This is a genomic window from Rhizobium beringeri, from assembly GCF_004306515.1.
Classification (GTDB): Bacteria; Pseudomonadota; Alphaproteobacteria; order Rhizobiales; family Rhizobiaceae; genus Rhizobium; species Rhizobium beringeri.
Genome location: NZ_SILG01000001.1, coordinates 2545049 through 2568019, shown reverse-complemented (window position 1 = coordinate 2568019; position 22971 = coordinate 2545049). Strand labels below are relative to the sequence as shown.

The following is a 22971-nucleotide window of genomic DNA, read 5'->3' as shown; positions in this document are numbered from 1 at the left end:
AGCTTAACTCAATCTGAACGGAGAGGTTCAGGCAGGCGAGGGGGTGTGGCGGCTAGATTGCGACTATTACTGAAGCAAGGAGCAGATATATGCCTGATGAAGACCAGGACAACGAACATGCCGAGGGCGCAGCGCCCGTGCCGCGCCGGCGCCGGCTGACGATTCCCGTTATCGCCGCGGCCGTGGCGCTTGTCATCGGTGCTGCCGGGGGCGCGAGCGCCGTGAAGATGATGCGTCCGACGCCCGAGATGGCGCCGCTGACGCCGGTGGCGATTTCGGCCATGCCGGCCACCAGCCTCGTCACCATCAAGGGCAAGGTTGCCGAGATTTACGGTAACAAGTTTGTGCTGCAGGACGAGAGCGGCAAGGCGCTTGTTGAAACCGGCCGGGCCGGCGAGGATGGCGCTCTGGTCACCCGGGATGAAGCCGTCACCGTGCAAGGGCGCTTCGACGACGGCTTCGTGCATGCGAGCTACCTCGTTCGCCAGGACGGACGCACCGAAGCGCTGCGTCCGCCGAAAGGTCCGCCGCACAGACGGTTTGCCGATTTCGATCACAGGCCCTGACGGGCGTGAACCAAAGCCGCGCTGCGGTGTTTACAGACACGCCTCCTAACTCCGAAAGGAACGCTTCCATGCAACGACTTCTCCTATCGGGCCTTGCCCTTGCCGCACTGGCCGGCACCGCCTTCGCCCAACAGCCGCCCGCTCCGCCATCCGCCGGGACTCCACCGGCGGCGGCCGAACCCGGCTCGCCGCCTCCGCCTCCGTCTTCGTCTGCTCCTGATGACGACGGGCCGATGATGGGCGGGCCGGATGCGAGGCCGGGAGATCGCCCCGATTACCGATGGCATGGTCGGAGAGGCGACATGGGCTTTCGTGGCGACATGGGCTTCCGTGGTCATCGCCCGCCACCGCCACCGCCGTCCAAGGCAGCCCATTTCCGGATTGAGGATGGGAACACCCGGATCGATCTGAAATGCGCCGAGGACGAACCGATGAAGGCCTGCGCGGATCTGCTGCTCCAGGTGATGGACCGCCTGCAGGGGCAGGACTGATCATCCGCGCTTGAGGCGGATGCCCGCACGATGATGCAGCCGCCCGCGTCTCGCGGGCGGTTTTGCGGGTTTCTCGGAGGCCGTGACACCGCCGTCGAGGTCGAACGCCATCCTCTCGACCTGAAGGAAATGCTCCCGCCGCCCGAATTGGTCGATCCCTTGTCAGGGGGATTTAGCGTCGGCGACTGAAGGGCCTTCGGCTCACTGCGTGACGCGGGCTGCCGACGTTGCGGAGTAGCGGTCGCCGTGGATCTCGATGCCTGAGAAGACCGCGTCAATCTCGGCCAATTCCTCCGATGTGAAGGTGATGTCGGCGGCAGCGATATTCTCTTCCAGCCGGTGCAGCTTGGTGGTGCCGGGAATGGGGACGATCCAGGGCTTGCTGGCCATCAGCCAGGCGATGGCGATCTGGGCCGCGGTCGCGTTTCTGCGAGCGGCGATCGCCTCGATCGCATCGACCACCGGCTGGTTTGCCTTGCGGTTTTCGGCCGAAAGGCGCGGATTGGTCTTGCGGTGGTCGTTGCCGCCTTCGAAACTGGTGTTCTCGTCCATCTTGCCGGTGAGGAAGCCGCGGCCGAGCGGGCTATAGGGCACGAAGCCGATGCCGAGTTCTTCGACGACGGGCAGGATTTCCCGTTCCGGGTTGCGCCACCAGAGCGAATATTCGCTTTGCAACACGGTGACGGGCTGGACGGCATGGGCGCGGCGGATGGCTTCGACGCCCGCTTCTGACAGGCCGAAATGCAGCACTTTGCCGGCGTCGATCAGATCCTTCACCGTGCCTGCCACCTCTTCGATCGGTACGGCAGGGTCGACCCGATGCTGGTAGAAGATATCGATGCGATCGGTGCGAAGCCGCTTGAGGGCTTCTTCGACGACCACACGGATGCGTTCCGGCCGGCTATCCAAGCCGACTTCCGGCCGGCCATCCTTGAAGCCGAATTTCGTCGCGATCACCACCTCATCACGGATCGGCGCCAGCGCCTCGCCGACGAGATCCTCGTTGGTGAATGGCCCGTAGGCCTCTGCCGTGTCGAAGAAGGTCACGCCCCGGTCATGCGCCGCCCGCAAGAGCGCAATGGCATCGCCGCGCTCCATCGCCGGCCCGCGATGGTAGTTCAGCCCCATGCAGCCGAAACCGATCGCCGATACGTCAGGGCCTCTTTGGCCGAGCTTGCGTTTGATCATGCGGATGTCCTCCTCAGGTTTGATCGTAACCTAAGGGCAAAGGCTTGTATCGATTAGCCGGAGATATCGGCATGGGCTTATGAGTTGGGTTCATGAATGTCTCCCAGAGAACTGGGAAGCGGCGAATTGCCAAGGGCGGGAGCGCCCGTTTGCTCTGAAGGCCGATGGCTTGACGTCATGACGCCAGCTGGAAGGCTCCGCTCTGCACGGCTTCGATAACCGCGCCCAGTGTCTCCTTCCTGTCGTGTCCATCCGTCGACAGAACATGTCGCTCAAATGCACCCAGCGATGAAAACTGTCGATGGAGCTCTGCAATAGGGCCGGGATCGGTCAGCGTGTTGCCGCCACGCTCCCGGCAGCGCCGGATGGCGACATCGAGCGGCGGACGCAAAATCACGTAGTGGAGGGGTGCCGCGATTTTCCGGAACGGTTCCAGGAACCACGGCCCGACGATCCCGTCCACGACGACGAAGTAGCCGCCGCCGGCATAGCCCGCCGCCGCCTTCGTCAACACGTCGACGACAACGATATTCTGTTCATGAGCTTCCGGCAGATAGGGCGGGATCACGCCGTTCTTGATGAAATGCCAGAAGTCGTCGGAATGAAGATGGACCTTCGGCGAGCCGGGCTCGCCGGCGAGCGCCTCGGCCGTCGTGGTTTTTCCGGAGCCCGGCGGCCCGGTGAGAATGAGAACTTCGCCCGTGTGATTCATAGCATGGCAATTTCGCACGAAGCAGCATCGTCTCGCAATTAGCCGATAGGGGGTCGGCAATAACCCGGCATGACCCCTTCGTTCTGAAGAAGCCGCTGAAGCGGCAGCTACTCCGGCAGTCCCGCCATCCTGAGAGCCTCGATATATCGATTGCGATCGTCCGGTCGCCGGAATGGTGGCAGCACGTCGGCGAGATTGGAAAGTCGGAGGGCGGGGTCCATCAGGCACAGGCGAGCGATCGTTTCGCGGGCTTGCGCAAGCCGCCCGGCCATGGCCTGGCCCGCCGCCATCACGCGCATGGCGCTCGGGTAGTTCGGCTGGTGGCGTAGCGATTTTCCTGCCCAGGCGACAGCATCTTCATAGTGACCGGCGCAAAAATGCGCGAGCCCGGTGTTGAACTGCCAGGCAAACAAGCGTGGATCCAAAGGGCTGAGGCGCATGGCAAGGGCTGCGTGTTCGACGGCCTTATCGGGCTCGCCGAGGCAAGCCTTCACCCAGCTGCTGACGCCGAGCGCTGCCGCCAAGTTCGGATTGAGAAAGACTGCGCGATCGATGCAGGCCGCACTGTCGTCGAGGTCGCCGCCGACATAACCGATGACATATCCGCCGTAGGTGAGCGCAACCGCATCGTCCCAGCCGAGTTCGACCGCTCTCCGGGCCAGCCGGGTCGCTTCGGCAGTCTCGTCTGCGGGATGGAGCATCCAGCCGTTGCTCTTTCGCGTAGCGTAGCAGCGTGCCGCGCGGGCATGGGCTATGGCGAATTCCGGGTCACGCTCGATCGCCTTCATGAAAAGCCGCAAGGCCTCGTCGATGACCGATCTGTTGGTGATCGTTCGGTCGAAGGCCGCCAGGCCTCGGAGATAGTAGTCGTAAGCGTCGAGGCTCTCGGTCGGCTTGCGTTTGGCACGCTCGATCTCAGCCTCCTCCACTTTCGGCGTTATGGCGCCGACGATGCTCGAGGCGACCTGATCCTGAAGATCGAAGACATTAGCCAGGGTTCCGTCAAAACGATCGGCCCAAAGATGTGTACCGGTCGACGTGTCGATGAGTTGCCCGGCAATGCGCAGACGGTCACCGGTCCGGCGCACACTTCCTTCGACCACATAGCGTACGTCCAGCTCACGCCCGACCTGCTTTATATCGACCGCCTGACCTTTGTAGGTGAAGCTCGAATTCCGTGCGATGACATAGAGGTGGCGGAATTGAGCAAGCGCGATGGTGATGTCCTCGACGATGCCGTCGGCGAAATATTCCTGCTCCGCGTCGCCGCTCAGATTCTGAAACGGCAATACGGCAACCGATGGCCGGTCGTGATGTTTCGCCGGGGCTGGGAAGACCTGCGGCTGTGAGGCCACGTCGAGGCTGGATGCCGTCCGCTGATGTTCAGATCCCTGGCGCGATTGCAGCGAAGCGGCCAGGGAGGAGGTCTCTGCCTCGGGTTCTGCCTGAAGATGCTTCTTCAAGAACGCCCGACAGGCTTCGAACTGGCGCAGGGCCGCGTTTTCGTGACCCCTGAGAGCATGGATCCGCATCAGCGCCCGATGGGCGGCCTCCATGGTCGGGTCCACAGCCAGCAGCCTTTCGGCGAGCCCTTCGCAAGCCGATTCTTCCGCCGAGCCTGGCTCGGAGAATGCGAGGCTCAACCGCTCCACCAGCTGCAGCGCCTTGCGTTGATATGTGCTGCGATAGGGTCCGTACCACTCATCCAGCCCGTCCGGAATGGCCTCGCCTGCGAGCACCTCGCCGCGGTAGAGATCGGCGGCGAAGGCGAGATCGGCCGTCCGGTCGGCCTCCAGTTTGCGGTCGAAGATCGAAATGTCGATTTCATCAGGACCTGTTATCAGCGCGACAGTCTCCTGATCCCCGTCGATGTAGACGGCGGCATCCGCGCCAGCCGGAAACGATCGTCTGATATCGACCAGCGCCTGGCGCAGGCTGTTGCGGGCCTGCTCATTGCTTCGTCCCGGCCAGAAAGCTTCGGAAAGCAGTTCCCTGCGATGGCCGCGGCGGCCTGCAAGCACCAGGGCAGCAAAAAGAAGTGCCGTCTTGCGCGTGGTGAAGCGGATTTGCCGGTGCTCCCGGGACATCACTTCAAGGCCACCCAGCAACCTGATGCGCAAAGATCGTCTCCCAGATTTCGACCGCCACCGCAGAATAGCATTTCGGCAGATAGATTTAACACCGATTTAGCGGCGGCTTGTCGAAGTTTTCCTGGCCGTTCACGCTGAACCGAACAGCCGGAATACGCCCGCGTGTCAGGCTCCCACTTGCAAATCTCACAAATGGGAGACTGAAAATGGCTCACACGGAAACTCACGCCGGCATCAGCGCGCCGAAAGGACAGTTGTTCGGGTTCAGGCCGAACAGCGTCGCAATCATCGTCGCTGCCCTGAGGAAGTGGCAGCGGAGCGTCGCAAGACGAAAGGCATTGGCAGATCTGACGCCCGACCAGCTGAGGGACATCGGTTATCCCCGGGATGACATCGGTCATCCCCAGGTCAATCGACCCGTGCTCGAAATCAAGGCAGGGCTGATGACGAAGTTGATGTCGATGCGATAGTCGGAATGTTCGACTGCGGGGACGCGTCGGCTGCCGGTCGAGCGGCCGGAAAGAGCTCACGGCGGCGGCATTGGCAGGACATCGAGTGGGCTTTGCCTGTTTTTCCGCTGCCGGGATTCAACTATGATGGGACGCTGGAACGATAGGGAGGGCACGGCATGATCGATCATATCACCATCGCAGTGAGTGACCTTGAGAAGAGCAAATTGTTCTACGAGCGCGCTTTCGAACCTCTGGGTTATCGCCTCTCCTTCGGAAAGGAGGGCGTGTTCTGGGCCTTCGATGTCGGCGGCAGCCTGTTCGAGATCCAGCACACCGACGACAAGCCGCCTCTGACGCGTTTACACGTTGCCTTCCGGGTTCGGAGCAGGGCGGAGGTCGAGGCGTTTTATCGGGCCGCGCTCGAAGCCGGTGCGAGAGACAATGGTGCGCCCGGCCCGCGGCCGGAATATGAAGAGAACTATTATGCCTGCTTCGTTCTCGATCCCGACGGATACAATATCGAAGCGATGCTCAACGAGCCGACGCCGCAAGGGTGAGCGCAGGGCTCCGCCCAAAGAATGCAATCGAGGGGGAGGTGGATATGTCGAGTTTCAGGAATGCCGTCGTCTCTTTGCCCGGCAAGGAGCGCGTGGCGAGCACGCCCTTTGGCGCGAGGATCGTCATCCATGCCACTGCCGCCGAGACCGGCGGCGCGTTGGGGATGTGGGAAACCTTCACGCCGCCCGGTCATGGTCCGGCCCCGCACACGCATACGCGGGAGACGGAAGTCTTTCGGGTCATCCGCGGGCTCTATCGATTCCAATGCGGCGACGAGGCGTTCGACGCGCCTGTGGGAACCGTCGTCGTTCTGCCGCCACATGTACCGCACAGCTGGCGAAACATAGGCGACGAACCAGGCCAGATGTTCGGCACGGTCACGCCAGGCGGCTGCGAGCAATTGTTCATCGATATCGAGGCTTTTGGTGCCGATACGCCTGAGAAAATCGCGGTGATCGAAGCGCGATTGGGGATCATCAACGACATCACGCTGGCCCTCGGATTGACAGGTCCGCAACCGCGCTGATTGATCATCAGGGTGTCGATCGGATCCTCAGCCCTGCGCCATCGCCCGCCATAACACGTCTCATTGGGGCGGCTCTTGGACTTGGGCGTCGGCCCTCTTGGGTCTCAGCCGACAGTTTCGATGACAGCGGCGAGATCTGCAGTTGTGAACGGCTTGGTCAGCACCGGTCGGCCGGCAAAGGCGGGATCGATACCCGCTGGCCCATATCCGGTTGCGAAGGCAAACGGGATACCGCGCTGCTGAAGGACTGCCGCCACCGGGAATGACTGATGCCCGGCGAGGTTCACATCGAGAATGACGAAATCAAGATTACCGTCGCCGGCAACCTCCAGCGCCGTGGGCAAGCGCGCGGCCGTTGCCACCACTTCGTGACCGAGGTCCATGAGCATGTCCTCGATCATCATGGCGATGGTCATTTCATCTTCAACGACCAGGACGCGCTTGGCCATGTCATTCATTCCGGAGACGGTCTGCCGGAGCGTCGAGACGGAAGGAAAAACCCGTTTCGGCGAACGAGATATCCACACTGCCTCCGGTCTCCGCGGCAAGGCCACGCTGGATGAGGACCGTGCCGAATCCCTTCCTCTTCGGCTGCTCGACACGCGGTCCGCCATGTTCGTCCCAATCTATGCGGTAGCGTTGCGTTCCATCGTCGATGATTTGGAGGGAGCATTTGACGCTGACGGCGCCGCCATCATTCGACCATGCCCCGTGGCGGACAGCGTTTGTGCCGAGTTCGTGAAAGGCCATGGTCAGCGCCAGCGCCGTTTTTGCGGAAACCCGGATATCGTCTCCGGTCAGCTTCCATCGCTCGCCGTCCGGCCGATGCGGAACGGTCGCCTGGTCGAGCGTCTGTTTCAACGACGCGCTGCTCCACAGTTCGCCTGTCAACAGATCATTGGCACGGCCGAGCGACACCAGCCGCGCAGTGAAACTGTCCAGTGCACGAGGGATGTCTTCGGCATCCCGGAAGGTGCGGTACGCAAAAGCCTGCACCATCGCGAGATTGTTCTTGACGCGATGGTTGAGCTCATGAACGACAAGTTCCAGCTGTTGCTGCTTGCGTCGCCGCTCGGTGATATCGGTCGCAGCCCCAAACCATTCGACGATGGCGCCTGCGTCGTTCAAGAGTGGAACAGCCCGTGACAGCACCCACCCGGTGCTGCCGTCGGCCCGCCGGACGCGATGCTCGCATTCGAAAACACCCTTGCTTGTGATGGCCTCATCGATCACCGCCTGGATCGCGGGAATGTCCTCGGGAAACAAATAGGCCTCCTGCCACGCGACAGTTGGATTGGCCGTGTCTGCGAGAACGTTACGACCGTCGAGTTGCTGCATCTCCTTCCAGTCGGCGCGCATACGGTAGACGATATCGGTTGTCGCGGTCGTGAACGCCCTGAACCTCTCTTCGCTCTCGCGCAGCCGACGCTGGGCAAGGACGCTTTTCGTGGTTTCGACGACGATTGCGATGACGCCGGCGGGTTTTCCGCTTTCGTCGAGGACGGGCGAATAGTCGAGGTTCATCCAGGCAGGAGCCGGACTGCCGTGGCGCAACAACGTCAGCTCCTGATTCTCGTAGGCGAGTGTTTTCCCTGACAGTCCGACTTTCATCACATTGTCATTGAAGTCGGCAATTTCGCTCCAGCCCTCGCGGACCTTGGAACCGAGAAGATCCGGATGGCGGCTGCCGGCGAACACGGAGTACGCGTCGTTGTAGATCATCACGCCGTCTTGGCCCCAGAGAAGAACGATCGGCACGGGTGAAAGCAGGAGCATGTTGGTGGCCGTCTTCAGACTTTGCGGCCAGAGGTCGAGAGGACCGAGCGGCGTTTTGCTCCAGTCGCGGGTCTGGATCAGCCGGCCAATTTCCCCGCCACCGACAGGAAAGCGAGCTGTGAGTGGCTGAGGGGATTCGGAATCCAAGGCTCGCTCCAAATTTTGATGGTGTTTCTAATTAGCGCATCCCTTGATTTTTTCCACCCATGGATGTTGCGGCTTCTTCCTACCAATCTCTCTTGAGCATTGGCTTATTGAGCCGATCACCCTCTACGCCCGCGCCATCGCCCGCCAGGCGGCCGGCGGGGTGGCGAAGGCGCGGGAGAAGGCGCGGTTGAAGGCGGCTTCGGTGGCATAGCCGGCCTCGTAGGCTATCGTCGCGATCGGCTGGCCTGATGTGGCGAGTGCGACGCTTGCGAGGTAGAGCCGCCAGTCCCTGATATAGCGGATCGGCGATGTCGAGAGCATTGCCTGAAAGCGATCGGCAAGCGCGCTGCGCGACAGGCCGGAGGCCGCCGCCAGCTGTTCCAGCGACCAATCACGCCTGGGATCGTCGTGAATGAGGGAGAGGCAACGCGAGAGCGCGGGGTCGGCGAGGGCTGCCAGCCAGCCGACAGAGCTTGGCTCGGCCATCATGATCTGATGGCGCAGGATCTCGATGAAGATGATTTCGGTCAACCGCGGCAGCATCGAGACGCTGCCGGCGCGCGGCCTGTCGACCTCCTCGACCATCTGGCGGATGGTGGCGCGCAGCCAGTCGCCGTCATTGGCGGCCAGTGTCCTGACATGGATCAGCCTCGGCAGTGCTTGGCGCAGCGGCGCAAAGCTCAGGCCATCCCACTGCAGATAGCCGCAAAGCAGCCGTACGCCTTGTGTCTCGTCGCCGTAGCGGAGCACGGGAATCTCACGCCACGGCTTTTGCGGCAGGTCGCGGGTGGGCAGCACCAGCATGCCGTCTCTTCCGGCGCCGAGCTGATGGCCGGTGCCGAAGGGAAAGACCAGCACGTCGCCCGCCTCGAGATCGGTCTCTTCACCTTCCGTTTTCAGCCAGCAGTGGCCGGCCACAACGATGTGAAACGGCATCGTGCCCGAAGCCTTCGCCGAAAGACCTGCCAGCGACGGCGCGGTATCGGTCTGCCAGTCGCCCGTCGGCATGAAACAAAACTGCAGCGATCCCGAAAGGCGGATCGTCGACAGCAGCGCCGACAGCACGTCGTCGCGTGCGACACCGCCCGCAGAGCCTGGATTTTCGGACAAGGCTTCACGCATTCCGGCCAAATACGCGCCCCGCGCACCCTCCTATCATCATCTCGTTCAGACCAGGTGAACGCCGTTCACCCTGACAAACGGGAGAATACTATGCAAACCCAAAGCGATAAACTGGTCGTGCTCGTCACCAAGGGCATCGAATCCGAACTGTCCTCCGTCGCCTTCACCATTGCCAATGGCGGCATCACTGCCGGGCTGAAGGTTTCGATATTCCTCACCAGCACCGGGATCGACCTGGTGCGCAAGGGCGGCCAGCGGATGACGCATGTACCGCCGCTCGATCCCCTTTCGATGCTGATCGAAAATTTCCAGCAGCGCGGCGGCACGATCTGGGCTTGTCCGCCCTGCGTGACCTCGCGCGGTTATACGCAGGAAGACTTGCTCGATGGCGTCGTCATCGTCGGTGCAAGCGCCATGCATGCCGAGATCAAGGAAGGTGCGGCGACGCTGTCGTTTTGACGATACACGGCCGGGCCGAGTGGGAGTTTGGGCGGCGTCTCCCGCCGGTTTCGTCAGGCTTTGCGGATCGGCGACGGGTGCAGAGGAATACCAAGCGCCTATTCTTGCGTTCGGCAATATACTTGTGAGATTGTATCGATATACGTGCGATAATGCCTGGTGCGGGCAGCGCGGGGGCTTCGATGACATCCGTGAGGGTCAATGAGCTGATATCGGTGGCGGGGCAGCCCGACGCCGCAGGTTTTGCCGCCTTCGCGGCTGATGGCTTTGCCGCCGTCATCAATGCCCGGCCGGATGGCGAGGAGCCGGCGCAGCCGGGCAATACGGCGGAAAAGGCTTCCGCCGCCGCCGCCGGGCTCGCCTACAGCTTCGTGCCGGTGAAGGGGACCGAGATCACCGAGGCCGATATCCGTGCGTTCCAGGCGGCGATGGCCGAGGCCAAGGGACCGGTCGTCGCCCATTGCAAGAGCGGCACGCGGGCGTTGACGCTCTACGCGCTGGGCGAGGTGCTCGACGGGCGGATGAAGCCCGGAGATGTCGAGGCCCTCGGTCAAAACCTCGGCTTCGATCTTGCCGGCGCGCGCCGTTGGCTGGAAAAGCGGTCAAGGCAGGCGGCTGGTGTGAAGGCCTTCTTCGAGCCCCGCACCTGCAGTGTGCAATATGTTGTTTCCGACCCGGCGACGAAACGCTGCGCCATCATCGACCCGGTGTTCGATTTCGACGAGATGTCGGGGGCGACGGGAACGGCCAATGCCGACGCCATCCTCGCTCATATCAAAAGTGAAGGGCTGACGGTCGAATGGATCCTCGACACGCATCCGCATGCCGATCATTTCTCCGCCGCGCATTATCTTCATGAGAAGACCGGTGCGCCGACCGCGATCGGCGCCCACGTCACCGACGTCCAGACGCTCTGGAAGGAGATCTACAACTGGCCGGCGCTCGCGACCGACGGCTCGCAATGGGACCGGCTGTTTGCCGATGGCGACACGTTCGAGATCGGCGCGCTTAAGGCCCGCGTGATGTTTTCGCCCGGGCACACACTCGCCTCGGTGACCTATGTGATCGGCGACGCCGCCTTCGTGCACGACACAGTGTTCACGCCGGATTCCGGCACGGCGCGCACAGATTTCCCGGGCGGCAGCGCCAGTGCCCTCTGGCACTCGATCCAGGCGATCCTGTCGCTACCCGAGGAGACCCGCCTCTTTTCCGGCCACGACTACCAGCCGGGCGGCCGCCACCCGCGCTGGGAAAGCACGGTGACCGCCCAGAAAAGCGCTAATCCTCATATCGCAGGCATCGACGAGCCCGGCTTCGTGGCGCTGCGCCAGGCCCGCGACCGCACCCTGCCGAAGCCGAAGCTGATGCTGCACGCGCTGCAGGTGAATATCCGCGGCGGGCGGCTGCCCGAGCCAGAGGAGAATGGCAGGCGGTATTTGAAGATTCCGCTGGATGCGTTGTAGGGCGGAGTGACTAGCAGGTGGCGACGGCGTCTGGACGATTGCGCCGCCGGACAAAGGGCTGGATATCAGGAACGACCTTTGCCATCGAGCAATTCTGATACTGGGAGCGGCAGGTCTGGATGTGCACGACATAATTCGAGCAGATCTTCTCTTGCATCAGGGTAATCCTGAAGCGCTGCACGACGGTACCATTTGAATGCCTCCGTCAGATTGATCTCGCAGCCCACGCCATGCTCTTTCATTTGGGCTAGCCTGTATTGTGCACCGGCATGATCCTGATTTGCGGCCTGGCCGTACCATCTCACGGCGTCTGTTGGATCGATATCGCAACCGTCGCCGTCTTCTCTCATCAATCCCAATAAATACTGTGCGTCGGCATGGCCTTGACTGGCGGCTTTCTCAAACCACTTGCAGCCTTCGGGCGCGCTTTGTGCAACGCCGTCCCCCATGAGATACAGGCCAGCCAGGAGGAATTGCGCATCGACATGACCTTGTTCGCCCGCTTTCCGAAGCCATCTCGCGCCTTCGGCTTTATCCCCGGTGACACCTTCACCTCGTGCAGTGATGTGGCCCAATTCAAATTGTGCTTGCGCATCGCCTTGCTCGGCTGCTTGGCGAATTGCGCCTATCCTGGCTGCGGCGAGATCGGCGCTATCCGGATTGCTCATTGCTACATCAAACCTCGTTGAAATCGGTGGCGCCAAAGCTATGTCGGGGGCCTGCCTTTCGCAATCCGTCGTGACGCACGCCGACGGATGCCCCGGCGCTGGCGTCAGCACCGCAGACGATAGCTTTTGCTCGAGGGCGCTGGCGAGTTTTGCTTTTAGGTCTCGCAATTTGCCATGGTGAGCCGGCACGATCCTCCGCAATAATCATTGACGTCAGGCGGGTGGGCGACATAACTGGGTGCGACGGTTCCCTGAAGATGACTCCAAGGGGATTAATAGGGAACACGGTGAGGACGACCCAGTAGGGACCGAGACCGTGGCTGCCCCCGCAACTGTAAGCGGATTGTCGATCATCTCAGGAGTGGCCAGCGACTGGCCATCTCTGATGGGCCTATCGCCCTGCCACTGCGAACTATCGCGCGGGAAGGCGGATGAAACGACGGATATCCGCAAGCCAGGAGACCTGCCGTCAATCACGATCCAATCAACCGGGCGGGGATGCCCGGAAAGGAACAGATATGATTGACCTGCTGAACCTTCGCCGAATTCCGGCATGCATCCGCCTCGATTGGGTCTCCTGCGGCTAGTTCACGCCTAAGCGTGCTTTCGGTCCGCGCACATGAGCGGAACGGCCGTGATTTTTCCCTTGATCGAGGTTTTCCATGCGCCAGATTCTCGCCACCATGACATTTGCCTTCGGGCTCGCCGGCCTTGCGGCACCAAGCCTTGCCGCGACCCGATATCCCTTGACCATCACCAATTGCGGCCAGCAGGTGACCTTCGAAAAGGCGCCGGCGAGGATCGTTTCGATCGGCCAGGGCATGACCGAAGTTCTCTTCTCGCTCGGCCTTGCCGATAGGATCGCCGGAACGGCCGTCTGGGTCGGTCCAGTGCTGCCGCAATATGCCGAGGCCAACAGCAAGATAAAGCGGCTTGCCGACAACGATCCGAGCTTCGAATCCGTCGTCGGGCAGGAGCCCGACCTGGTGGCGGCCGAGTTCGAATGGCATGTCGGCGCGCAGGGATCCGTCGGCAAGCGGGAGCAGTTCAAGGATCTCGGGATCAATACCTATCTCGCGCCGGCCGATTGCGTCGCCAAGGTCAATACCGACGGCGGCGACGGCGTGCGCAGGGAATTGTTCACGATGGAGCTGATCTACAGAAAAATCGCTGAGCTCTCGGAGATCTTCGACGTGAAGGAGCACGGCGATGCGCTGATTTCCAAGCTGAAGAAGCGCGAGGCGGATGCCGTCGCTTCGATATCAGGCGCATCGGGCAAGAACTTGCCCGTCGTCTTCTGGTTCTCCAGCAAAGAGGTCAACGGCGACGCCTTCATCGCCGGTAAGAACAGCGCGCCCGCCTATATCCTGAAGACGATCGGTGCGAAGAACGTCGTCACCACGGAAGAGGAATGGCCGCTGGTGGGTTGGGAAACCATCGCCCAGGCGAACCCTGCCATCATCGTGCTGGCGACCATGGACCGCCGCCGTTACGCGGCTGACGATCCTAAGGTCAAGGTTGATTTCCTCGAGAACGATCCTGTGACCAAAGAGTTGGACGCGGTCAAAAACAAGCACTTCGTGATGATGGACGCACAGTCGATGAACCCGACGATCCGCACGATCGACGGCATCGAGACATTGGCGAACGGCATCAAGTCCTTCGGCCTGGCGCAGTGAAGGCAATGTCGGTCAGGCAACAGGGATGGTGGGCGCTTGGTGCGCTCACCATTGCGGCACTTCTCCTGCTCGGGCTGATGATCAGCCTTGCCGTTTCCATCGGCGAGATCGCAATTCCCGTTGCGACCACCGCGGAGGCGGTTTCGAACCGGCTGTTCGGAACGGATTTCGAGCTCAGCCGCATCCACCAGGGCATCGTCTGGGATTATCGTCTGAGCCGCGCGCTCGTCGCGGCCAGCGCCGGCGCATCGCTCTCGCTTTGCGGCGCGATCCTGCAGGCGTTGCTGCGCAATCCGCTGGCCGAACCCTACGTGCTCGGCATCTCCGCCGGCGCCTCGACGGGCGCCGTCTGCGTGATGATCCTCGGCTTCGGCTACGGTGTTCTCGGCCTGTCGAGCGGCGCCTTCATCGGTGCGGTCATTGCCTTTCTGCTGGTCGGCTTCCTGGCGACGGGTGCGGGGGGAAGCGGCGAGCGCATCATCCTTTGCGGCGTCGCCGGTTCGCAGCTCTTCAATGCGCTGACCTCCTACATCGTGACGACATCGGCGAATGCCGAGCAGGCGCGCGGCATCCTGTTCTGGCTTTTGGGTTCGCTCAGCGGCGTGCGCTGGCCCGATGTCTATCTGTCGGTGCCGATCGCGCTTGCCGGCTTCATCATCTGCATGGCCCATGTGCGGGCGCTAGACGCCTTCGCTTTCGGCACGGATGCCGCCGCCTCGCTCGGCATTCCCATACGCCGCGTCCAAATCGTGCTGTTCGGCATGACGGCGGCGATGACGGCAAGCGTCGTCAGCATGGTGGGTTCGATCGGCTTCGTTGGCCTCGTCATTCCCCACGCCGCCCGCTTCCTCGTCGGGCCGGGGCATGGGCGGCTGCTGCCGGCAACAGCGCTCGGCGGTGCGATCTACATGGTCGGCGCCGATATTGTTTCGCGCGTCATCATACCGCAGCAAATCCTGCCGATCGGCGTTGTCACCGCGCTCTTCGGCGCGCCGGCCTTCGCCATCATCCTCTATCGCGTGCGAGGAAATGCATGAGCATCAGCGTCGACCAGGTAAGCTTTGCCGCCGGCGATACCGTCATCGTCAACGGCGTCAGCCTAACGGTGGAAAGGGGCAAGGTGTTCGGCCTGCTCGGGCCGAACGGTTCCGGCAAATCGAGCCTTCTCAGATTGATTTGCCGGCTGCGCAAGGTTCGCAGCGGCGTCATCCGGCTCGGCGATGACGATATATCATCGCTGTCGCGCGCAGCGCTTGCGCGGCGCGTCGCCTTCGTCGAGCAGCAGACGACGACGGATACGCAATTGACGGTGCGCGACGTGGTGCGGCTCGGCCGCACGCCGCATCGCGGGCTGTTGTCGTCCTGGGGCGCCGGAGACGACGCAGCCGTCGACGAGGCCCTGTCGCGGACGGGCATGCGGGAGAGGGCGGGCCAGCTCTGGCAGACGCTGTCGGGCGGCGAGCGCCAGCGCGTCCATATTGCCAGATCGCTGGCGCAGGCGCCGAGCGAACTGCTGCTCGACGAGCCGACCAACCATCTCGATATCCAGCATCAGCTCGACATTCTCTCGCTGATCTCGAAGCTCGGCATCACCTGCATCGTCGCGCTGCATGATCTCAATCTGGCGGCGATGTTCTGCGACAGGCTGGCGGTGCTTCAGAAAGGCGAGGTCGTCGCCTCGGGGGCGCCGGAGGAGGTGCTGACGGAGGATATGATCGGCCGGGTCTTCGGCGTTCGCGCTCATGTCCAGAAATCGGCCGTGCACGGCCGGCATCATATCCAATACGTCATGGATTGAGGAATGGCTGGGAATTTCGATCTCAAGAGGAGGTATGGCCTCGCTAGCCTTTTTCCCGGACTGGCGTATGATTTCTCGCGGTCGAATGGAGTTTCGAGATGCTCGAACGAAATCAGCTTCCCCTGCGTCCTGTCGCACCCAGCTTCGCTGTCGCCTGGGTCGTCGTCATTTCAGGTGCGAGCGTCGCTCTCAGCCTGCTTTTTGCCTGCATCACGCCCTTTGTGGCCTTGGCCGCGGTATCGGCGGTCATTCTTCCACGGCGGATGGCGGTGACGGCGGTTCTGCTGGCCTGGCTTGCCAACCAGATGGTCGGATATCTCGTGCTCGGCTATCCCCAGACCTGGGACAGCTATGCCTGGGGTCTGGCGATCGGTATCGCGGCATTTGCATGCCTGGCTACGGCGCTCGGGGTACTTCGTCTCTCGACAGATCTTACCGTTACGATGGCCGGCGTCTTCCTGGCCGGGTTCGTTGCCTATGAAGGCGTGCTGTTTGTCGCAACGGCGGTGCTTCCGTCAGGCGAAGGAGCGTTTTCGGCATCGGTGGTGGCTGATGTTCTGTTGATCAATTCTCTCGCGGCGATCGGGCTCATCTGCCTGCATGCCGGCGCCGCAGCTGGCCGTGCGCTCGTTGCAAGACAGCCGGGAACGGTGTTGTCTTAGGCTTGAGGCGCCGGAAACCGCATTGTCTCCCGCAGCAGCTCGATGGCCTCTGAGACCGATGGCCCTTTGACCGGTGGCGGCTCTGCGCGTTCGCAGAACTCGCGCCAGACAAACAGCGTCAGTTCCGCGCCATCCGTTGCGGTTTCCCCCGGTCCCTCTGCGAAATTCTCGAGCAGGCGATAGCGAGCGTCCTTCCAAAACAACTCCTCCACCCAGTCATATATCGGGATCACATGAAAATGGATCGGGTAACCAGGCGTGTGCCCGTATCGGCCGATATAGACGCGCTGAGCATTCAATTGCTGTTTCAGGGCACTCTGAGCCCTTGCGAGCAATGGGCCGAATTCGGCCAAAGCATCTTCAGATAAATCCGACAGATTGTTGGTGTCGGTCTTGGAGCTGATCATGAGGTAACCGGGAAGGGCAGAATTGATGCGGTGGTTCACAAGCCATACGGCCGTCTCGACAACGTGAAAGTGCTGAGGGATCTCCACGGACTTACTCCTGATGCACCCTTCAGGGGCTTCGATGAATCCCGCCAGAGGCCGGTATCTCGGTGACATGCGAAAGGATGCTGTAAGACATTGGATTGCTGCATCATTTAATTCTTAAATCGTCTCCGATTTAAGGTATGGGTTGAGATAGCAGCCGGCAACGGTTATTTGGTGCCGACCTGCAAGCGGACTCTCCGCGAACGACAAGGCGCATAGCTCCCATGATCCCCGATTTCCTCGTCACCCATTCCGGTGGCTTTCATGCCGACGAATTGCTGTCGAGCGTCATCCTGACCCGGCTTTTCCCGCAGGCGCGTATCGTCCGCAGCCGGGCGCCGGAGTGGATCACGCCGGGCGAAGACCGGATCATCTATGATGTCGGCGGAACCTATGATCCCGCTGCCGGGATATTCGATCACCACCAGCGCGGCGCGCCGCTGCGCGACGATGGCCAGCCCTACAGCTCGTTCGGCCTGATCTGGAAGCATTACGGCCGTGATTATCTCACAGCCTTCGGCCTTCCCGAAGCACATGTGGAAGCGATGCACAGCTCTTTCGACGCCAGCTTCGTGCTGCCGGTCGATCTGACTGATAATGGCGCGCTCAGCCCCTCGGGGCCGTTGGCCGGGCTGACGCTGCCGGCGCTGCTGGAGACCCTGAAGCCGGTTTTCGACGAGACGGACCCTGAGGCCGATAACCGCGCCTTCCACGCGGCCCTTGCCATTGCCCGCAGTTTTGTTGAGGCCAGGATCGCCCAGAGTGCCGCGAAATTGCGGGCTGAGGCGATCGTGCATCGGGCAATCGAAGCTGCGGGGCAGGGGCGTGTTCTGGAATTGCCGAGGGGCATGCCCTTCCGTCCCGCGATCGTCAAGGCAGGCGCCGATCACCTGCTGTTCGTCGTTCATCCGCGCGAAAAGGACTGGTGCGTGACCGGTATTCGCCGCGCCGAGGAGGGGTTCGAGCTCCGCGCCGATCTGCCGGCAGCATGGGCCGGGCTCACCAATGGCGCACTGGAGGCGGTTTGCGGTATAGAGGGCGCAAGCTTCTGCCACAACGGCCGCTTCATCGCCGCCGCCAAGACTCGCGAGGCCGCTCTCGCCATGGCCGAGTTGGCAGTAAAAGAGGCGCTTTCGATCGGGGCGTAGTTAAACGGCGGCAGTTGAGGTTGCGCGAGGCCAGTATCATATTCAGTCCCGGCGGCCGGTCGCTGATCCTGTTGCCGCCCTCCGGACGTTCGCCCAGCCTTTCCGTGACGAAGGCGGTTTGCCCGTCTTCGCTATCCGGCCTGCAATGTCGCCATCTTGGCGCCGAAGCCGATGAAGACCACGCCTGTCGCGGCTTTCAGCCAGCGCTGGAAGCGCTGGTTGCGCGCAGCTCTGGCGAGCCTCGCAAAGAGCATGACCATCGAGCCGAACCAGATGACGTTGAGGCTGGCATGGACGGTGACCAGAAGGAAAGCCTCGCCGATCGCGGCCCGGCCATTGGCATCGTGATAGATGAACTGCGGGAAAACCGCGAGGTAGAACATCGACACCTTCGGATTCAGGGCGTTGGTGAGGAACCCCTCGAGGAAGGCGCGGGGGAGGTGCCTTACCTTACGGGAAGGGGCCACTGACGTTACGGCAGCATAACCGCGCCAAGCGCCGACCAGCGCCTTGATACCGATCCAGCAGAGATAGGCAGCGCCAATCATCTTGACGACGAGGAAGGCCTGCGCCGACTGAGCCAGCAGCAGGGAGATGCCGCAGATCGACAGGGTGCCGTGCACATAGAAGGCGGCGACGAAGCCGGCAATATTGGCGAAACCGGCGCCACGCCCCGAGGCCGGCACCGTCTTGGCGATGAGGACGCCGTTGGGCCCGGGGGAAATGATCAGCAGCGAGGTGACGAAAGCAAAAGACAGAATTTCAGCAATCGACATTGCGCGCCTTTCCTGAGCTGGTTTCGAGGGCGGCTTTGAAGCCGGCGGTCAAGTATGTCGTCGCCGATACCGGCGTCAATATTCAATCCTCGAGGGTGACGGACCCTCCCGGGAGGACTGGAACAGGCCTGGCCCGCGTCCAAATTGTGGAACCGATTGACTTGCTATCGTGAAGGACTAAGCTTTACGCCATACAACCACCACTCACACGCGAGAGATAGCGGAGGGTGCGAGTGGCTGGCAACCTTGAGGAGGATGAGGTTTGCCATGGATTACCGTGCTGTTCTGCTGATCGCCACAGCCGTGATTGCCCTTTCCCCCGGTAACGCCGGGGCGCAGGAGGGCGATGCGACGGCAGGCGCTGCCGTTTTCAAAAAATGCGCGACCTGTCATGTCGCCGATTCCGATACAAACAAGGTCGGTCCGTCGCTGAACAAGCTGTTCGGCAGGAAAGCGGGAACGCATCCTAATTTTGCCTATTCGGCCGGAATGAAGGCGGCCGGCGAGGGTGGTCTCGTCTGGGATGAGACAGTGCTGCGCGACTATCTGCACAATCCGAAGGCGAAGGTGAAGGGCACCAAGATGGCCTTTGTCGGCGTCAAGGACGACAAGGAGATCACCGATCTCATCGCCTATCTCAAACAGTATTCTCAATGATGGGCAATATTCCCAATGACGGGCAATAGTCCAAATGACGGGTCGCAGCCGGTGGCGCATGCCTAAATTGCCGTAATTGCCGATATTTTCTATCTGTGCGATAATAAAGACAGACTTTTTGCGGAATGCGGTTTCACGGGTCGACTGCTCAGGGAGGAGCGGACATGGCTGTCGTGCTGATCCTCGTCCTGATTGTCGTCGGCTCCGTGCTGTTCCATGTGCTGAGCCCGTGGTGGTGGACGCCGATCGCGTCCAACTGGACCTATATCGACAGCACCCTCGTTATCACCTTCTGGATCACCGGCATCGTCTTCGTGGCGGTGGTTTCGTTCATGGCCTATTGCGTCTTCCGCTTCCGGCACAAGCCGGGAAACAAGGCGCATTATGAGCCTGAGAACCGCAGGCTGGAATTGCTGCTGGGAGGGGGAACGGCGGTCGGCGTTGCGGCGATGCTGGCGCCCGGCCTGATCGTGTGGAACCAGTTCATCACGGTGCCTGCTGATGCCGCATCGGTCGAGGTCGTCAGCCAGCAGTGGCTGTGGAGCTTCCGGCTGCCCGGAGCGGACGGAAAGCTCGGCCGCGCGGAGACGCGCGACGTCACCCCCGAAAACCCGCTCGGTCTTGATAAAAACGATGCAAGCGGCCTCGACGACGTCATCATCGAGGGCGGCGAGCTGCATCTGCCGATCGGCAAGCCGGTGCACATATTGCTGCGCTCGGTCGATGTGCTCCACGATTTCTACGTGCCGGAATTCCGCGCCAAGATGGACATGATCCCCGGCATGATCACCTATTTCTGGTTCACGCCGACGCGGACAGGGACCTTCGAGATTCTCTGCGCCGAACTCTGCGGTGTCGGCCATCCGCAAATGCGCGGCACCGTCGTTGTCGACGAGGATGCGGACTACCAGACTTGGCTCGGGCAGCAGCAGACATTCACCCAGTTGACGGCGTCATCGGGAGAGCTACCGCCGGCAAACTGAACCGGCCGGAGGCCGCGTGCCGGTTCAAGGAACCGGCGGGAAGGGAAGAGAGATCATGGTCGAGATTCCATCCGACAGCGCAGGCGCCATCCCCTCTGCCGAAGTCGAGGATGTCGAGCTTTATCATCCACACAGCTGGTGGACCAAATATGTGTTCAGCCAGGATGCCAAGATCATCGCCGTGCAATATTCGATCACCGCCATCGCAATCGGCCTGGTGGCGCTGGTGCTCTCCTGGCTGATGCGGATTCAGCTCGCCTTTCCCGGCTATTTCGCCTTCATCGATGCCGATCACTATTACCAGTTCATCACCATGCATGGCATGATCATGGTGATCTATCTGCTGACTGCGCTGTTCCTCGGCGGCTTCGGCAATTACCTCATTCCGCTGATGGTCGGCGCGCGCGACATGGTCTTCCCTTACGCCAACATGCTGAGCTACTGGATTTACCTGCTTGCGGTGCTGATCCTCGCCGCCGGCTTTTTCGCGCCCGGCGGCCCGACCGGGGCGGGCTGGACGCTTTATCCGCCGCAATCCGTTCTCTCCGGCACGCCGGGCGGCAAGGACTGGGGCATCCTGCTGATGCTCTCCTCGCTGATCGTCTTCATCATCGGCTTCACCATGGGCGGGCTGAACTATGTGGTGACCGTGCTGCAGGGGCGGGCGCGTGGCATGACGCTGATGCGGATGCCGCTCACCGTCTGGGGCATCTTCACCGCCACCGTGATGGCGCTCTTGGCCTTTCCCGCGCTCTTCGTTGCCTGCGTCATGATGATGTTCGATCGCGTGCTCGGCACGAGCTTCTTCATGCCCGCCATTGTCGAGATGGGCACGCAGCTCCAGCACGGCGGCGGTAGCCCGATCCTGTTCCAACATCTGTTCTGGTTCTTCGGGCATCCGGAGGTCTATATCGTAGCACTCCCGGCCTTCGGCATCGTTTCGGATCTGATCAGCACGCATGCGCGCAAGAACATCTTCGGCTACCGGATGATGGTCTGGGCGATCGTCATCATCGGCGCGCTCAGCTTCGTCGTCTGGGCGCACCACATGTATGTCAGCGGCATGAACCCGGCCTTCGGCTTCTTCTTCGCCACCACGACGCTGATCATCGCCGTCCCGACGGCGATCAAGGTCTACAACTGGGTGCTGACGCTGTGGCGCGGCGATATCCACCTGACGCTGCCGATGCTTTTTGCGCTCGCCTTCATCGTCACCTTCGTCAATGGCGGCTTGACCGGCCTGTTCCTCGGTAATGTTGTGGTCGACGTGCCGCTGTCGGATACGATGTTCGTCGTCGCGCATTTCCACATGGTCATGGGTGTGGCGCCGATCCTCGTCATCTTCGGGGCGATCTATCACTGGTATCCGAAGGTGACGGGACGCATGCTGAACGACGTGCTGGGCCATATCCACTTCTGGATCACCTTCCTCGGCACCTATGCTATCTTCTTTCCGATGCACTATCTCGGCCTGCTCGGCGTGCCGCGCCGCTACTTCGAGATGGGAGAGACGGCCTTCGTTCCGCCTTCGGCCCATACGCTGAACATCTTCATCACCGTCATGGCGCTGATCGTCGGGGCCGGGCAGATGGTCTTCCTGTTCAATCTGGTCTGGAGTCTTTTCCGGGGCAGGGAGTCCGGCGGCAATCCATGGCGAGCAACGACGCTCGAATGGCAGACGCCGCAGACGCCGCCCGCGCATGGCAACTGGGGCAAGGATCTGCCTATCGTCTACCGCTGGGCCTATGACTACAGCGTGCCGGGGGCCGCCGAGGATTTCATTCCGCAGAATGTGCCGTCAGGCGGCGGCGTAACCCGGGAGGTCCACGCATGAACGTCATCCTGGTCTTCCTTGCCGCCATCGGCGCCATCATCATCTGGTGGCTGGCAGGGCAGCGGCTGACCTCGAAGCCCTGGCTGGAAACCGGGTCCGTACAGCTGCCGGCTCATGACGGCGTCGACCGGCAACAGTCGCCCGCGCCGGCGGTGAAAATCGGCCTCTTCGTGTTTCTCGGCGTCGTCGGCGCCGTCTTCAGCCTTGCCGTCAGCGCCTATTTCATGCGTGCGGCGTCCGCCGACTGGTGGGCGATGCCGGTTCCGCGCCTCCTCTGGGTGAACACCGCGGCACTCGCCTTGAGCAGTGCGGCGCTGCAATGGGCAAAACGAGAAGCGGGGCATGGCCGCATGGAAAACCTGCGGCCGGCGCTTGCCGCCGCGTTTGTCCTCGCCGTCTCTTTTCTCGTCGGGCAGGTCCAGGCATGGCGGGAGCTGGTGTCAGCCGGCTACGTGCTTGCCGACAATCCCGCCAACAGCTTCTTCTACATGCTGACCGGCCTGCACGGGCTGCATATCCTCGGCGGGCTTGCCGTGCTCGCGCATACGACGGTCAGGGCATTTTCAACCGACGTTGCGCCGGAGAGGCTGCGCCTCAGCGTCGATCTCTCCGCCATCTATTCGCATTTCATGCTCGCCGTCTGGCTGTTGCTCTTCGCGCTCTTTGCCGGCTGGGCGAATGATTTCGTCGATCTCTGCCGCACGCTACTGAACTAAGGGGTTTGC

General features: G+C 61.9%; 25 protein-coding genes and 1 riboswitch. Of the genes, 16 read left to right on the top strand and 9 right to left on the bottom strand.

The annotated features are described in order from the left end of the window. The first annotated feature begins 89 nt into the window (after positions 1 to 89). Together ELH03_RS13010 and ELH03_RS13005 are read left to right on the top strand one after the other, a co-directional pair. Positions 90 to 566, top strand: a complete 477-nt coding sequence (locus tag ELH03_RS13010) for a flagellar basal body-associated FliL family protein (RefSeq protein WP_130766389.1) — start codon at positions 90 to 92, stop codon at positions 564 to 566. 68 nt (positions 567 to 634) lie between these two features. Beyond that, positions 635 to 1057 carry a hypothetical protein gene (locus ELH03_RS13005; RefSeq protein ID WP_130659048.1) on the top strand — a complete coding sequence of 141 codons (423 nt, stop codon included), beginning with the start codon at positions 635 to 637 and terminating at the stop codon, positions 1055 to 1057. A gap of 201 nt (positions 1058 to 1258) precedes the next feature. Here ELH03_RS13005 and ELH03_RS13000 read toward each other — a convergent pair whose 3' ends face one another. The 3 genes from ELH03_RS13000 to ELH03_RS12990 all read right to left on the bottom strand — a co-directional run bounded on the left by ELH03_RS13000 (position 1259) and on the right by ELH03_RS12990 (position 5077). Then, positions 1259 to 2245, bottom strand: coding sequence for an aldo/keto reductase (locus ELH03_RS13000; protein WP_128409479.1), 987 nt, complete (start codon positions 2243 to 2245; stop codon positions 1259 to 1261). Between the two features lie 175 nt (positions 2246 to 2420). Then, positions 2421 to 2957, bottom strand: a complete 537-nt coding sequence (locus ELH03_RS12995; RefSeq protein WP_130766388.1) for an ATP-binding protein — start codon at positions 2955 to 2957, stop codon at positions 2421 to 2423. Between the two features lie 107 nt (positions 2958 to 3064). After that, positions 3065 to 5077 (bottom strand): BTAD domain-containing putative transcriptional regulator, encoded by a 2013-nt coding sequence (locus ELH03_RS12990; RefSeq protein ID WP_130766387.1) that lies wholly within the window; start codon positions 5075 to 5077, stop codon positions 3065 to 3067. A 176-nt stretch (positions 5078 to 5253) separates the two neighbouring features. Here ELH03_RS12990 and ELH03_RS12985 point away from each other — a divergent pair, with 176 nt between their 5' ends. The 3 genes from ELH03_RS12985 (at position 5254) to ELH03_RS12975 (ending at position 6583) form a co-directional block, all read left to right on the top strand. Continuing rightward, complete coding sequence (locus ELH03_RS12985; protein WP_128409476.1) at positions 5254 to 5517, top strand: DUF1127 domain-containing protein; 264 nt, start codon at positions 5254 to 5256, stop codon at positions 5515 to 5517. 158 nt (positions 5518 to 5675) lie between these two features. Then, entirely contained in the window at positions 5676 to 6056 is a 381-nt protein-coding gene (locus tag ELH03_RS12980; RefSeq protein WP_128409475.1) for a VOC family protein, read from the top strand. Positions 6057 to 6100: 44 nt separating this feature from the next. Next, a complete protein-coding gene (locus ELH03_RS12975; RefSeq protein WP_197729997.1) occupies positions 6101 to 6583 on the top strand; it encodes a cupin domain-containing protein in 483 nt (160 codons plus the stop codon). 104 nt (positions 6584 to 6687) lie between these two features. Here ELH03_RS12975 and ELH03_RS12970 read toward each other — a convergent pair whose 3' ends face one another. The 3 genes from ELH03_RS12970 to ELH03_RS12960 all read right to left on the bottom strand — a co-directional run bounded on the left by ELH03_RS12970 (position 6688) and on the right by ELH03_RS12960 (position 9628). Continuing rightward, entirely contained in the window at positions 6688 to 7032 is a 345-nt protein-coding gene (locus ELH03_RS12970) for a response regulator (RefSeq protein ID WP_128400411.1), read from the bottom strand. A 1-nt stretch (position 7033) separates the two neighbouring features. After that, entirely contained in the window at positions 7034 to 8506 is a 1473-nt protein-coding gene (locus tag ELH03_RS12965) for a sensor histidine kinase (RefSeq protein ID WP_128409473.1), read from the bottom strand. 123 nt (positions 8507 to 8629) lie between these two features. Continuing rightward, positions 8630 to 9628 carry an AraC family transcriptional regulator gene (locus ELH03_RS12960; protein ID WP_130766716.1) on the bottom strand — a complete coding sequence of 333 codons (999 nt, stop codon included), beginning with the start codon at positions 9626 to 9628 and terminating at the stop codon, positions 8630 to 8632. Positions 9629 to 9718: 90 nt separating this feature from the next. Here ELH03_RS12960 and ELH03_RS12955 point away from each other — a divergent pair, with 90 nt between their 5' ends. Both ELH03_RS12955 and blh read left to right on the top strand, forming a co-directional pair. Next, positions 9719 to 10087 (top strand): DsrE family protein, encoded by a 369-nt coding sequence (locus tag ELH03_RS12955; RefSeq protein ID WP_128400413.1) that lies wholly within the window; start codon positions 9719 to 9721, stop codon positions 10085 to 10087. 182 nt (positions 10088 to 10269) lie between these two features. Then, complete coding sequence (gene blh, locus ELH03_RS12950; RefSeq protein ID WP_128400414.1) at positions 10270 to 11550, top strand: bifunctional sulfur transferase/dioxygenase Blh; 1281 nt, start codon at positions 10270 to 10272, stop codon at positions 11548 to 11550. A gap of 65 nt (positions 11551 to 11615) precedes the next feature. On the opposite strand, the gene ELH03_RS12945 is transcribed toward blh, so the two are convergent. Continuing rightward, on the bottom strand, positions 11616 to 12218 hold the full coding sequence (locus ELH03_RS12945; protein ID WP_128400415.1) for a tetratricopeptide repeat protein: 603 nt from the start codon (positions 12216 to 12218) through the stop codon (positions 11616 to 11618). Positions 12219 to 12445: 227 nt separating this feature from the next. Continuing rightward, a riboswitch (cobalamin riboswitch) is annotated at positions 12446 to 12703 on the top strand. Positions 12704 to 12880: 177 nt separating this feature from the next. Here ELH03_RS12945 and ELH03_RS12940 point away from each other — a divergent pair. From ELH03_RS12940 to ELH03_RS12925, 4 genes are all read left to right on the top strand, one after another. After that, entirely contained in the window at positions 12881 to 13897 is a 1017-nt protein-coding gene (locus ELH03_RS12940; protein ID WP_130766386.1) for an ABC transporter substrate-binding protein, read from the top strand. Between the two features lie 5 nt (positions 13898 to 13902). After that, on the top strand, positions 13903 to 14934 hold the full coding sequence (locus ELH03_RS12935) for a FecCD family ABC transporter permease (RefSeq protein ID WP_261319513.1): 1032 nt from the start codon (positions 13903 to 13905) through the stop codon (positions 14932 to 14934). Continuing rightward, on the top strand, positions 14931 to 15695 hold the full coding sequence (locus ELH03_RS12930; protein ID WP_128400418.1) for an ABC transporter ATP-binding protein: 765 nt from the start codon (positions 14931 to 14933) through the stop codon (positions 15693 to 15695). The genes ELH03_RS12935 and ELH03_RS12930 overlap by 4 nt, the downstream gene beginning before the upstream one ends. 98 nt (positions 15696 to 15793) lie before the next feature. Continuing rightward, positions 15794 to 16357, top strand: coding sequence for a hypothetical protein (locus tag ELH03_RS12925; RefSeq protein ID WP_128400419.1), 564 nt, complete (start codon positions 15794 to 15796; stop codon positions 16355 to 16357). On the opposite strand, the gene ELH03_RS12920 is transcribed toward ELH03_RS12925, so the two are convergent. Continuing rightward, the gene (locus tag ELH03_RS12920; protein WP_128400420.1) at positions 16354 to 16851 is read right to left on the bottom strand and encodes an HIT family protein; all 498 of its coding nucleotides are present in this window, start codon (positions 16849 to 16851) and stop codon (positions 16354 to 16356) included. The genes ELH03_RS12925 and ELH03_RS12920 overlap by 4 nt on opposite strands. 221 nt (positions 16852 to 17072) lie before the next feature. Here ELH03_RS12920 and ELH03_RS12915 point away from each other — a divergent pair, with 221 nt between their 5' ends. After that, a complete protein-coding gene (locus ELH03_RS12915) occupies positions 17073 to 17996 on the top strand; it encodes an MYG1 family protein (protein ID WP_128400421.1) in 924 nt (307 codons plus the stop codon). Positions 17997 to 18127: 131 nt separating this feature from the next. Here the strand turns inward: ELH03_RS12915 and ELH03_RS12910 are convergent, their stop codons facing one another. Then, positions 18128 to 18772 carry a LysE family translocator gene (locus ELH03_RS12910; protein ID WP_027683963.1) on the bottom strand — a complete coding sequence of 215 codons (645 nt, stop codon included), beginning with the start codon at positions 18770 to 18772 and terminating at the stop codon, positions 18128 to 18130. A 267-nt stretch (positions 18773 to 19039) separates the two neighbouring features. Between ELH03_RS12910 and ELH03_RS12905 the strand changes: the two genes are divergently transcribed. The 4 genes from ELH03_RS12905 to ELH03_RS12890 all read left to right on the top strand — a co-directional run bounded on the left by ELH03_RS12905 (position 19040) and on the right by ELH03_RS12890 (position 22962). Next, entirely contained in the window at positions 19040 to 19429 is a 390-nt protein-coding gene (locus ELH03_RS12905; protein WP_128400422.1) for a c-type cytochrome, read from the top strand. 164 nt (positions 19430 to 19593) lie between these two features. Then, a complete protein-coding gene (locus ELH03_RS12900) occupies positions 19594 to 20412 on the top strand; it encodes a cytochrome c oxidase subunit II (protein ID WP_128400423.1) in 819 nt (272 codons plus the stop codon). A gap of 55 nt (positions 20413 to 20467) precedes the next feature. Continuing rightward, positions 20468 to 22246 (top strand): cytochrome c oxidase subunit I, encoded by a 1779-nt coding sequence (gene ctaD / locus ELH03_RS12895; protein WP_130766385.1) that lies wholly within the window; start codon positions 20468 to 20470, stop codon positions 22244 to 22246. Beyond that, positions 22243 to 22962, top strand: coding sequence for a cytochrome c oxidase subunit 3 (locus ELH03_RS12890; protein ID WP_128400425.1), 720 nt, complete (start codon positions 22243 to 22245; stop codon positions 22960 to 22962). The genes ctaD and ELH03_RS12890 overlap by 4 nt, the downstream gene beginning before the upstream one ends. The last annotated feature ends 9 nt before the right edge of the window (positions 22963 to 22971 follow it).